Origin of the sequence: Salinirussus salinus, assembly GCF_009831455.1 — an archaeon.
Taxonomy (GTDB): Archaea; Halobacteriota; Halobacteria; order Halobacteriales; family Haloarculaceae; genus Salinirussus; species Salinirussus salinus.
Map to the genome: position 1 here is coordinate 274789 of NZ_WOWO01000002.1, position 11908 is coordinate 286696.

Here is an 11908-nt window from a genome sequence, read left to right on the forward strand (position 1 = left end):
GCGCGCAGCGTGGGAGCGCCCGGTCCTTTGGGCCCCGGTGACGCCGGCCGCGGTTCACTCCTTGCGGGCCGCATAGATGACCGTCGGCGGCACGTTCGCCATGAGCTCCGGGTCGAAGCTCCCGAACTCGGAGACGTACGCCTCGGGGTCGGCGTAGCCGGGTTCCCGGACCTCTTCGACCGCGAATCCGGCGTCGACCAGGAGGTTCACCGTCTCGCTCACCGGTCGCCGGTGGATAACCATCTCGGCGTCCAATTCCTCGCTGTAGGCCCGGCGCGGGCTGGGGTCGAAGTAGCTCCGCGCGAACTCCCCGGTTCCGGGGTCGAGCAGCTTGTAGTAGGGGTGGTCGACGCTGAAGACTAGCCTGCCGCCGTCGGTCAGAATCCGGGCAGCTTCCTCGAAGCACGCCTCCAGGTCTTCGACCCACTGGAAGGCAAACGCCGAGAAGCCGAGGTCGAAGGCGCCATCGGGGACCGTCGACAGGTCCGTGACACTGCTCTCGATGAACTCGATATCCTGGCCGTGGCGCTCGGCGTTCTTCCGCGCGTGACCGAGCTGTGCGGCGGAGATGTCGACGCCGGTGACGTCTGCTCCCCGTTTGGAGACGGCGATCCCGAACTGCGCGCCACCGCAGCCCAGCTCGATAGCCCTCGTCCCGTCCAGGTCTCCGAGCAGGCCGAGGTCGTCGTCCTTGGGCGCGCCGGGTCCCCAGTCCATTCCCACCTGGATCTCGCCGTCGCCGTACTCCTCTTGGAACCGGTCGGCCCAACTGTTCCACCACTCGCGCGCCTTCTCGTCCATACCCCATATGAAGTTTCGCTGATAAAACGTGTTGTGGTGGCGGCCGCGACGCCGTCAGGCCGGCTCAGGTCCGGTCGTCCGTGATGTCGTAGGCGATAACGTCGCTCCCGACGCCGGCGAACAGCCGGTTGCCGGCCCCGACCGTCCCGAGGTAGGGCCCGGGCGTCTCGAAGGTGCCACGTACCTCGCCGTCCACCTCTCCGAGGACCACCACCTCGCGGTCCGGGCCGATGCCGCGGTCGACGGCGACGTGGTCGGCCAGGACCGCACGGAGGTGCGTGTACTCGTAGTCTGCGGGCCGGTAGCGCCAGCGGACCGTTCCCGACGCGCGGTCGACGGCGGGGATCTGCGTCCCGCCGTCGTTGTACAGGGTTTCCGGGGTAGTCGGTACCTCGGGGACACCGAAGTACGGGACCCGGAACTGCTCTTCGCCGTTCCGATCAAGCGCGAGGAAGGGACCGACCCCGGCGTGGATCGTCCCGTCCTGAAGTCCCAGGTCGCGGGGCCCGCGCTCCCAGTCGCCGGCCGTCCACAGCAGGGACCCGTCGGCCGGGTCGTAGCGGCCGACGCCGCCGCGCTCTGTCCCCTCCGCGCCCGCACCGGCGAGCAGGATACCCTCCTCGGCCAGCGGGGTGAGCGGGGTTACCGTTCCGGTGTCGACGCTCCACCGCTCGGTTCCGTCCGGGTCGACGGCGCGCAGCCGCAGCTGGTTGGTGTCGCGGCCGCTTCGCTCCAGCGCGTAGGCGCCGTGACTCGCCACGTCGGCGCCGCGAAGCTCCGGCACGTCGACGTGCCAGCGCTCCTCGCCGGTGGCGCGGTCGAGGCCGTAGAGGCGCCCCTCGCCCCGCGGCGACTGGTTCGGCCCGATCTCGTTCGGGTGGCGAGCGATCTCCTCGCCCGCCAGGACGACGACGTCACCGAGGACGCCGAGCACCCGGAGGAAAAAACCCTCCTCGAACGTCCAGCGAACGTCGCCGGTCGCGGGCTCGAGCGCCTCGACGTGGGAGGCCAGCGTCTCGTCGGTGAACGTCTCGCTGACCGCGTAGACCGCTCTCTCGGTGACGGTGAGACCCGGGTCGCGTTCCTCGGCGCCGCGAGCAGTCGCTGTCCACTCCAGGCGACCTTTCCGGGCCGTGAGGCGAGCGATTTCCCGGGACTCCGTGGCGGCGTACAGTGGGCCGGCCGGGTCGTCGGTCGGTCCGGACCCGGGCAGCAGGAGGGTATCCACCCGGCCGGAGAGCCGGTCGGCGGTCCAGGCGTCGGCGGCGGCGAACTCCGCTGTGGGAGCCGCTGTGGAGGTCACCGTCTCTGCCGGGGGCGCCGTGGCCGTACCCGGCGTATCGACCGGGGTGTCCATGGAAGTCGTAGCCTCGGCCGGGTCGTCGCCGCCCGCACAGCCCGCAAGTGACGCTACCGCAGCCGCACCACACAGCTGGAGGAACTGTCGGCGGGGACCTGTCGGCATGATTCGTGTTCCATGATAACTCCCAACATACAAATCTTGTGTCGCTCGACGCGACCACGGGCCACCGGATCCCGGACGTGACGACGGCAGACACTCCAGCGGGGCTCTGCTACCGCCGACCCACCGCCGGCTCAGCGACCCTCGGTGGTCTGACCGACTGCAGAAACCGGACCGAACACAGCACCGGGAAGGTGTGGGTGTGGGGCACCTCCCGGCTGCTGTAATGTCGAAAGGCGACAGGATGACAGTCGTAACCGTTTGGGGCTCTGGTCCTGTTACCGTCCGTCCCGATGGTGGGTCTCTCAGTGGGTGGACGGCATGTGCGTGTTACACTGTCACAGGCATACGTCCGTGGCTTGGCCTACCAGGCGGTGGTTCCCGGGCCGCAGGGACGTGATTCCGCCCCGACAGTGCGTTCGGGGCCGGCTCGTCTCGGCCGGCTGTCGGGTCCGGCCGTTCAGGCCCCGCCGTGTTCGCGCTCGTGGCGTTTCTCCAGTTCGCCGAGCTTGATCTTCTCGCTGGCGGTCTTGGGGAGTTCGTCGACTATCTCCAGCTTCCGGGGGTACTCGTGTTTCGAGAGTTCGGACTTGGCGAACTCGACGAGCTCGTCCCGGAGCTCCGGCGTCTCCTCGTACCCGGGTGCCAGGGTGACGTAGGCCTTGACGACGTTGCCGCGGGTCTCGTGGTCGACGCCGATGACGCCCGCCTCCTCGACGGCGTCGTGGTCGATGAGCGTCTCCTGGACCTCGCCGGGGCCGATCCGGTAGCCCGCCGAGATGATGACCTTGTCCGCGCGGCCGCGGTACCACCAGTAGCCGTCCTCGTCGACCTCCGCGAGGTCGCCCATCCGCTGCCATCCCTCGGGACTCTCCCCCGCCATCGGACCCGAGCCGCCCGACTGGTAGGCACAGATCTCGCCGACCACACCCGGCTCGTCGATGAAGACCATCTCCTCGGTCGGGGCCGGGTTCTCCTCGGTCGCCGGCGGGCACTCCGAGCCGTCACAGAGCCGGACTTCCTTCCCCGGCGTCGGCTTGCCCATCGAGCCGTGTTTGACCTCCCAGTCGGGGAACGGGTAGTTACAGACGAGCATCCCGCCCTCGCTGAGCCCGTAGGCGTCCAGCGGGGCGGTCCCGAAGTGCTCGTCGATCCAGGCGGCGGTGTCGCCGTCGCAGGTCTCGCCGGCGGTCACCAGCACCCGCAGGTCGATATCGTAGGCGTCCACGTTCACGTCGCCCGCCCGAAGCTGTCGGAACACCGTCGGCGCGACCATGGCGTTCGTCACGTCCCAGCGCTCCAGGGTATCCAGCCACATCTCGGAGTCGAACCGGCCGCGGTAGGCGCCGATGTTCGTACCCTGCAAGCCCGGAGCGAGCGTGCCGACAGTCAGCCCGTACGACCAGGCCGGGGAGGCCGCCGCGAAGTAGGTGTCCTCCGGCAGCAGGTCGACCACGAAGGTGATGTAGGGCTCGATCCCCACCGCAGTCGCGTGCTCGGAGGTCAGCTGGGAGGGCTGGCCGGTCGTCCCCGACGAGTAGACCATCCCGTAGGTCTCTGTGGGCGCCATCCGGATCGCGTCGTAGCTGTCGGATTCGCGCTCGACCTCGTCGTAGTGGAGCATCTCCACTCCTTCGATAGAGCCGGTCCCCTCCACGGCCCGGCTCCCGTCCGCGGACCCGCTTCCCTCCCCGACGAGGACGACCCGCTCCAGGGCCGGCATCTCCCCGGATTCGACCTTCCCGAGGTGGTCGGCGGTCGTGAACAGCGTCGTCGCCTCTGCATCGGCCATCCGGTAGGACAGCGCATCCGGGCCGAACTTCGTATCCAGCGGCAGGAAGACTCGCTGGGTCTTGACTCCCCCGAAGAGCGCGGCGTACAGCTCCAGCCGGGGCGGAAGCATCAGCCCGAACCGCTCCCCCCGGTCGAGATGTCCCTCGAAGAAGTTCGCCGCCCTGTTCGCGGCCCGGTTCAGCTCGTCGAAGCTGTAGGCCTCGTCGCCACCGGTCGCGAAGTCGCGGATCCGCAGGGCCGTCTCGCTGGAGCCGGCGTGCCGTCCCAGCGCCTCCTCCGCGAGGTTGAACGACTCCGGCTCACCGGCCTCGAGCATCCGCTCCCAGGCGCCCTCCGGCCAGTAGGTCTCCGATACCGCGTCGTAGATGTCCGTGTATGTCATTCGCTACCGATTCCCCGCACGGCATCTTAAAATCCGGGGGCAGGCCGCCGTCGACGGACGCCGCTCTCGCGGTGTCGACCGGTTCGTCGATGACGCTACGAGCGCACTGAATCCCGGACAGCCGACGGACATTTCCCGGGACCCGTCACTGTGTGGCGAAGTCGGTGAACTCGTCGGCGACGACGAAAGTCACCGGGTCCTCACCCTCGACACCGAAGCCGACGGCGAGCATCTCCTCGTCCGGGTCGTTGACCTCGGCCGTTCGGCTCCTCTCGACCGCCCCGTACATCGAGTCCGTCACCTCGACTGTGACCTCGTAGGCGCCGGATTCCTGCCAGACGTCGCTGTAAACCGCCGTCGCGCCCTCGGTCGGCTCGTCGGGCTCCTTGGCTTTCAGCTCGAAGCGCTCCTCGAGCGCTGTCGACCCGTCCGGGGCGAGGACGGTGACCGACCCCGAGAGCGCCTCCGGCGTTTCGTTGAAGACGTTCACGTCCTCGAGCGCTTCGTCCGCGACCGCGTTGACGAGGTCTGTACAGCCAGCCAGGCCGGCAGTCGCGAGCGTTCCGAGACCGGCAAGCACCGACCGACGGGAGATTGACGGTGCTCGACTGCTCTGAGCGTCGGTTGTGGAGGGCACGTTCATCGCGATCCGGGCTTGGCCCCTACGCGGATTAAGCCCTCAGATAGCTATAACGGATTTTGAAGCCTCCCCTGGCTCGTCTCTGGCGTCGGACCCGAGTCAGTTCCGGACCGTGATGTCGCCGTTGGTCGTCTCGCACCGAACCTCGTGTGTCCCGTCACCAGTCACCGTCTCGAGGCTGTCGGTGTCGCTGACCGACAGACCGTCGACGCCCTCGACGCTCACGTCGCCGTTTGTCGTCTCCAGCGAAAACTGCGCGGCCATCGACGCCGGTGTGACGACCTCGATGTCGCCGTTCGTGCTCTCGGCGGTCACGTCGGCACCCTCGTCGAGCCGGAGCGAGACCTCGCCGTTGGTCGTCACGGCCGTCGCGGCTCTGCGGTGGTCCCGCACGTCGATGTCGCCGTTGGTCGTCTCGGAGTCGAGGTCGGCGTCGAGCCCTTCGGCCTCCACGTCGCCGTTCGTCGTCCCGGCCTCCACCGCCGACAGCGACTCCGGAACCGCCAGATCGAGGTTCACCTCCGAGTTCGTGCCGAACGACGGGAGCCACCCGTCGTCGGGGTGGTCGGCGGCGAGGACGAGCGTGTCACCCTCCCGGCGGGTCTCGAGACCCACGTCCGCGAGGTCCTCCTCGCTGGGCGCGCGCTTCTGCCCGTCGATTTTCACCGACTGCCGCTGGTCGTCCCGTACCGTGATATCCCCGTTCGTCACGTCGACGGACAGCGACGTTACCCCGTCGGCCGCGAGTTCGTCCGTGACCGGAGCAGAGGCGGTGAGTTCGCCGGACGCGCAGCCGGCCAGGCCCGCGCTCGCTGCGGCGGCACAGCCCGCCAGTACCTCGCGTCTGGAGACGTTCTTGTTCATACCCGGGACCCCGACCCGGTGGATAATAAACCGGGCCGCGGTGTTTCACCGCGCGCAACGGTGGCCCGGTCGGTCCGGGTACCGCTGTGGGGCGTCTTCCGGAAGGGAATGGAATGCGAGCCGGCTGTGAGAGCGGTCGTCTCTCCGACCGGCGAGAATCTTCCTATCGGTCGGCGCGCCCGCTGGTCTCCGGGATGTCGGCCCCCGCAGCCCCGGTCCCGTCCCCACCGAGTCGCGAGAAGTCCATGTCGCCGAAGTACTCCGGCGACGTCCGCTCGGTGGCGTAGAGATAGAGCGCGGTCTTGGCCACGCCGTTGAGCGCTTTGCCGAGCAACAGCCCGACCAGGAACGCGGAGCCACCGACCAGCACCGCGAGCAGCAGCTGGAGGGTCCCGAGCCCGGCCGTCAGGACGTAGGTGACCCCGCCGAGCGCGACGCCGACCAGCGCGAGCAGGAAGGCGACGATGTCGATCGCCCCCATCGCGCCGAGCGACTCGCCCCAGGTGTCCTTGAACGTGCCCGCGCTCTCCTCGAACATCCCTCTCACCGACGGGTTCCGAAACACGATCACCGGGACGACGAAGTAGGTCATCACGCCCCAGGCGAGCGCGAAGAGCCCGGCGAGCAGTTCCGCGACGATGTTGTCCTGGGACTCGACGGCCTTGATCAGCGTGCCGACGACCGCGGCGACCACCGACCAGACCAGCAGCGGCAGCTTCCGCTGCCAGGCCGTCGCCATCGCCGCGCGGATGGAGGGCTCACCGCCGCGGAAGACCGTGCGCGTGGCCGCGACCAGCGCCGCGGTGAAAAACGACGCGACGAACGTTTCGACCAGGTACGCGACGAACAGTGCGCCGAACAGCGCCGGCCCCGGGTCCTGCAGGAGCGGTCCGGTCAGGAAGAGACTCCCGAACAGCGTCAGGATGAACGCGATACCCGACACTCCGCCGGCGAGCGGGAAGACGAACAGTTTCGGGTGGGCTCTGAGCACGCGGCCGCTCCGCCGGGCCATGCCGAACCCCACTTTGAGGCGTTTGAACAGTCCCATGTGACCTGACGGTCGAGCCCTCGCCACCTCAAGGCCCCCGGAGGGTTTCTCATTCGGCGACTCCCCACAAGGTACTTATCGGCAACCGCGACCTGTCCGACCCCCGTCTCCCGACGCCGTGGGCGGTTCACAGGTACTCGACGTCTTCCACGGCGGAGTTGTAGATCCGCCACTCGCCCTGGTAGGTTCGCAACTCGTGGGTCTGGTGGGCGCGGTTGTCCCTGAACCCCGAGATGTCCGCCCGCGTCGTCTGGACGACCTCGACGTCCGCCCGGTCGCCGGAGACGTCGGCGGACTCGATGGTGACCTCGACAGTCAGCTCCCCGGCCGAGACCTGCTGGAGCAACGCTTCCGTCTGGGACCGCGTTCGGTCGTAGATCGGGGATTCGGGGTGCATCGTCTCCATGTACCTGTCGACGTCGCCCGCCTCCAGGGCCTGTGCGTTCTCCTCGATGACCGCGCGGACGTCGTCGGGCACGTCGCCGCCGAGCAGAAAGAACGCACCCCCGCCGACCGCGACGACGCCGACGCCGCCGGCGACGAGGAGAGCCCGCCGACTCACGCCTCCACCATCCCCGTCCAGTCCCCGTCCCTGCTGTCCAGGTTTCCGCTGTGGCTGTCGCTGCTGTGGCTGCTGTTGCCCTGGCTGCTGTCGCTGTGGCTGCTGTCGCTGTGGCTGCTGTCGCTGTGGCTGTCCCTGCTGTGGCTGTCCCCGGTGTTGCTCCCCCTGCCGCGGTTGGCTCTGCGGGGGCTGCCCGTGAGATGGCTGTTCGCGGCCTGGCTGACCGCCCTGTCCCTGCTGTCGATTCGGCCGCTCCTGCCGGGGCGAGTCCTGCGGCGGCTGGCTGTCCCCCCGGTCGTTCCGGGCTTCACCGAGCGACGCTCCACAGGAGCTACAGAACGTGTCCGCTCCGTCGACGGTTCGACCACAGTTCGGGCACGACGGCATGTCACAAGCACCGGGAAGGGTTCTAATAAGTATTCATATGATGATTGGTAACAGACTCCCTCCGCTACCGGTCCGTGCCGCTACGCGGCCACGAACCCGTTGTGACGCGTGCCACGAAGGCAAATCCTCTTGAGCGCGGGGTGGGATACGCCGAGGGATGACTGGTCAGGACCGGCCGCCGGAGACCGGAGCGGAGACTGGAGACGAGGAGCCCCCGCCGTCGGAGCGCGGCAGTTCCTTCCCCGAGGGCACGTTCAACGACTGGCTCGGGCTCACGGTGGAGGAGATGGGCGACGGCAGGGCCGTCCTCTCGGTCGCCTACGAGGAGTTCAAGCAGAACCCCGACGGGGTGATGCAGGGCGGGGTCACCGCGACGCTGACCGACGTGGCCGGAGCCGTGGCGGTCCGGAGCGCGCTCGAGGGCGAGGAGGTCCCCATGGCGACGACGAACCTGGAGGTGAACTACCTCCGTCCCGTCACGGACACGGCGTACGCGACGGGCGAACTGGTCCGGCTCGGAGAGGCGAACGCGGTCATCGACGTGGAGGTCGAGAGCACGGCGCCGAGCGGCGAGCGGAAGACCGTCGCCATCGGAACGGTGACGTACACGCGCCAGTGAGGCCGTCGCCGGCCCGGCGGCAGTCTGGCGGTATCTATTTTCCGGGCCGTGCCGATGGTCGGCACACGATGCACGACACGCCGATCCGCGTCGACCACGTGGGGATCGCCGTCGAGTCGGTCGAGGCCGCCGAGCCGGTGTTGCAGGCGCTTGGCTGTGAGAAGCTCGTCGACGACACCGTCGAGGGCCGCTTTCGCTGGGTGTACTACACGCTCGGCGGGGCGTCGCGCCTCGAACTCATCGAACCGGTGGCCGAGGAGTCGTTTCTCACTGACTTTCTCGACCGGAACGGGCCGGGGCTCCACCACGTCACCTTCGAGGTGGCCGACATCGACGCGGTAATCGACACCCTGGAAGGGGAGGACATCGCCGTGGTGGACTACCAGGAGTTCGACGGCTGGACGGAGGCGTTCGTCTCGCCGGGGAACCCGACCGGTGCACTCTTCCAGCTGATGGAGTACCACGAGAGCTACGTCGAGGAGACGGGGACGCCGGCGGAGTCGCTGTTCATCGACGGCCGCCCGGTCGGCGAGTGAGCCCCGCTCGCGACCGGCTCGCGGGTATCCGAGGGGAGGCTACCGACCGCCGGACAACTATTTACGACATGGCCCGGGTTGTTGGGAGTATGTCCGCCGAAGACGACTACGAGACACGCATCGCCGACGAGGAGGCGCTCGCAGCCCATCTCGGATCGGTGCTCGGCGAGGTGGACACCTACGCCGTCGAGCGCCACGAGGGCGGCCACTCCAACGAGACGCTCTTCGTGACCTGGGGCGACCGCGACCTGGTCGTTCGGCGGCCGCCGCCGGGCGAAACAGCGGAGAGCGCCCACGACGTGCTCCGGGAGTACACCGTGCTCTCGGCGCTGGGAGACACTGACGTCCGCACGCCGACCGTCGTCCACGCCTGCGAGGACGAGTCGGTGATCGGCAGCGAGTTCTACGTGATGGAGCAGCTGGCGGGCGACGTCATCCGCGACGAGGAGCCCGACCGGTTCGGCACGCCGGCCCGCCGCGAGCGGCTCGGCGAGGAACTGGTGGACGCGCTCGCCGAGATCCACCAGGTCGACTACGAGGCTGTCGGGCTCGGCGACTTCGGCCACCCCGAGGGGTACCTCGAACGCCAGGTCGACCGGTGGTGGAAGCAGTACGAGTGGGCCTTCGAGGTCACCGAGGAGGTCCGGTCGATCCCGGCCGTCGCGGAGGTCGGGGAGTGGCTCGAGGAAAACGTCCCCGAAGCACCCACCCACACGCTGGTCCACGGGGACTACAAGCTGGACAACGTGATGTTCGGGCCCGGGATTCCGCCCGAACTCGTCGGCGTCTTCGACTGGGAGATGAGCACGCTCGGGGACCCGCTGGCGGACCTCGGGTGGATGCTCCACTTCTGGCGCGACCCTGACGACCCCGGCCCCCGCGAGGGCGACTCCGCTCCTGTCTTCACCGAGCGCGAGGGGTACCCGACCCGGCGGGAGCTCGTCGACCGGTACGAGCGACAGACCGGAATCGAGTTCGAGAACGAACGCTTCTACCGGGCGCTGACGGCGTTCAAGATGGGTGGCATCGGGGAGATGTTCTTCCGGCGGTATCTGGAGGGCAACAGCGCCGACCCCACCTACCCGCTGATGGAGGAGCAGGTCCCGCTCCGCGTCCAGCGAGCAAAGGAGTTCATCGAGGCTGGCGACGACGGCCTCGTCTGAACGAGCCCGTCGTCCGGGGACTGAACGGGTGGCATCGACCGTCCCGGGTCGCTCCTGCGACCGGGCCTGCAGCTGTCAGCTACGATTCGTTGACCGGGGCTGTACTCTCCGCCTCGAGCTTCTCGATACGGGCGGCCTTCCGTTCCTCCCGTCGCGCTCGCGCCGAGTCGGCCATCATCCCCTGGTGCCACTCCATGCCTTGGTCCGTTTCGAGCGTAACCGACGACACGCCGTCCAACCCGCCGACTTTCCCCTCGACCTCGTCGACGAAATAGGGGATCTGCATACAGAACGGGGAGGTGAGCCGCAGCGAGACGGTCACGTGGGCCGACTCTATCTCGATGTCCGCCACCAGCCCCATCTCGACGAGGCCGAGGTCCGTCCCGTTGGCCGCACTGCACGGGTCGACGACCTCGTCCAGCCGCCGTTCGACCAGCTCCCGGTCGACCGTCATCCGACCACCTCGTCTGCCGCCTGCGTCGTCGAGTACGGCGCAGCCAGCTCGTCTCCCCCCTGACTGAACTCGTCGTCCTCGATACGGGACCTGGCTTCGTCGATATCTAGCCCGATGAACTCGGCGTAGTTCTCCCCGAGGATCTTCCGTTTGTGCTCGTCAGTGAGGTGCGGGACCTCACTCGTTCCACCCATGCTTTCGCGGACGTCTTCCGGGAACTGGAACTCGGCGAACGCTTCGAGTTGCGGGCGGGGGTGGATCGACATCGCCCCGGAGCTGTAGAACAGTTTCTCGACCCCGAGTTCGCCGGTCATGCTGAGCAGCTCGGCAAACACGTTGGCGAAGCGGCGCTCGTTCGCGACGAGGAGCGGGAAGAGCCCCTCGAGGTTGGCGTAGACGTTCGGGAATCTGGCCAGTTGCCAGGCAGTCTCCTCGGCGAAGGCGACCCCGGCGTGGACGATACTGAAGTCGATATCGGGGAAGCTCTCGGCCGCCACGTCCACGTCACCGGGATGGTAGTCCGACCGCGGGACCGGGCCGAACGGGATAGCCTTGTGGATGTCGATGCGGTCGAGACCCATGTCGACCGCCTTCTCGAACACCGGGAAGGCCACCTCCGGGTCGCCCATGCTCCAGCCCTCGTAGGTGTCCTCGCTCCAGTGTGACGGGTACAGTTTGACACCCAGCGGGTCGAAGGCGTCGGCCTGTTCCTCCAGGGCCCGCTCCCACCCGTCCCGGAGGGGGTCGACCGAGGCGTACGCCCGGAACCTGTCGGGCCACCGATCCATCACCTCGGCGGCTTTCTCGTTGGCGACGAGCCCGTCGTGGAACGCGTACATCGGGACGGGCTGGAAGGTCGCCATGTCCGTCCGGCTCTCCCGGAAGAGCATGTTCGCCGTCTCCTCGACGCCCCAGTCCCGGACGAACCCGTCTTGCGAAAGGTGATACTCCGCCGGCCCGATATCCGTGTTGCCGGCGAGCATCCCGACGATCCCCTCGGCGTGGCGCTCGTTCCGGTAGTTCGAGGGCGCCATGTTGTACGCGTGCGTGATCGAGTCGTAGACGAACGTCTCGTTGAGGTCTACCACGGACGACACCCCCGGACACCGGACCGCGCGGTGCTGACTGTGCTATGTTCTACCGTGGCTATGTCACACATACGTCTCCCGGAATGGTTACCTCAAAATCATAAATCT

12 protein-coding genes are annotated in these 11908 nt (G+C 68.1%); 3 read left to right on the forward strand and 9 right to left on the reverse strand.

Going from position 1 to position 11908, the window contains the following annotated elements; genetic code table 11:
• Window positions 1–54: 54 nt before the first annotated feature.
• The 7 genes from GN153_RS04555 to GN153_RS17655 form a co-directional block, all read right to left on the reverse strand.
• Window positions 55–801, reverse strand: coding sequence for a class I SAM-dependent methyltransferase (locus GN153_RS04555; RefSeq protein ID WP_159900274.1), 747 nt, complete (start codon window positions 799–801; stop codon window positions 55–57).
• A 64-nt stretch (window positions 802–865) separates the two neighbouring features.
• Window positions 866–2266, reverse strand: a complete 1401-nt coding sequence (locus GN153_RS04560; RefSeq protein WP_159900276.1) for an outer membrane protein assembly factor BamB family protein — start codon at window positions 2264–2266, stop codon at window positions 866–868.
• 457 nt (window positions 2267–2723) lie between these two features.
• Window positions 2724–4439 (reverse strand): acyl-CoA synthetase, encoded by a 1716-nt coding sequence (locus GN153_RS04565; protein WP_159900278.1) that lies wholly within the window; start codon window positions 4437–4439, stop codon window positions 2724–2726.
• A 145-nt stretch (window positions 4440–4584) separates the two neighbouring features.
• Window positions 4585–5019, reverse strand: coding sequence for a hypothetical protein (locus tag GN153_RS04570; RefSeq protein ID WP_159900280.1), 435 nt, complete (start codon window positions 5017–5019; stop codon window positions 4585–4587).
• 159 nt (window positions 5020–5178) lie between these two features.
• A complete protein-coding gene (locus GN153_RS04575; protein ID WP_159900282.1) occupies window positions 5179–5943 on the reverse strand; it encodes a DUF4097 family beta strand repeat-containing protein in 765 nt (254 codons plus the stop codon).
• Window positions 5944–6106: 163 nt separating this feature from the next.
• Entirely contained in the window at window positions 6107–6991 is an 885-nt protein-coding gene (locus GN153_RS04580) for a DUF6159 family protein (RefSeq protein ID WP_159900284.1), read from the reverse strand.
• A 127-nt stretch (window positions 6992–7118) separates the two neighbouring features.
• Complete coding sequence (locus GN153_RS17655; protein ID WP_236544753.1) at window positions 7119–7553, reverse strand: nuclear transport factor 2 family protein; 435 nt, start codon at window positions 7551–7553, stop codon at window positions 7119–7121.
• Between the two features lie 544 nt (window positions 7554–8097).
• On the opposite strand from GN153_RS17655, the gene GN153_RS04590 reads away from it, so the two are divergent.
• From GN153_RS04590 to GN153_RS04600, 3 genes are all read left to right on the forward strand, one after another.
• A complete protein-coding gene (locus GN153_RS04590) occupies window positions 8098–8559 on the forward strand; it encodes a PaaI family thioesterase (protein WP_159900288.1) in 462 nt (153 codons plus the stop codon).
• Window positions 8560–8627: 68 nt separating this feature from the next.
• A complete protein-coding gene (locus tag GN153_RS04595; RefSeq protein WP_159900290.1) occupies window positions 8628–9095 on the forward strand; it encodes a VOC family protein in 468 nt (155 codons plus the stop codon).
• Window positions 9096–9184: 89 nt separating this feature from the next.
• Window positions 9185–10258 carry a phosphotransferase family protein gene (locus GN153_RS04600; RefSeq protein WP_159900292.1) on the forward strand — a complete coding sequence of 358 codons (1074 nt, stop codon included), beginning with the start codon at window positions 9185–9187 and terminating at the stop codon, window positions 10256–10258.
• A 79-nt stretch (window positions 10259–10337) separates the two neighbouring features.
• Here GN153_RS04600 and GN153_RS04605 read toward each other — a convergent pair whose 3' ends face one another.
• Window positions 10338–10712, reverse strand: a complete 375-nt coding sequence (locus GN153_RS04605) for a metal-sulfur cluster assembly factor (RefSeq protein WP_159900294.1) — start codon at window positions 10710–10712, stop codon at window positions 10338–10340.
• Window positions 10709–11800 (reverse strand): amidohydrolase family protein, encoded by a 1092-nt coding sequence (locus GN153_RS04610; protein ID WP_159900296.1) that lies wholly within the window; start codon window positions 11798–11800, stop codon window positions 10709–10711. Before GN153_RS04610 ends, GN153_RS04605 begins: the two co-directional genes overlap by 4 nt.
• Window positions 11801–11908 lie beyond the last annotated feature (108 nt).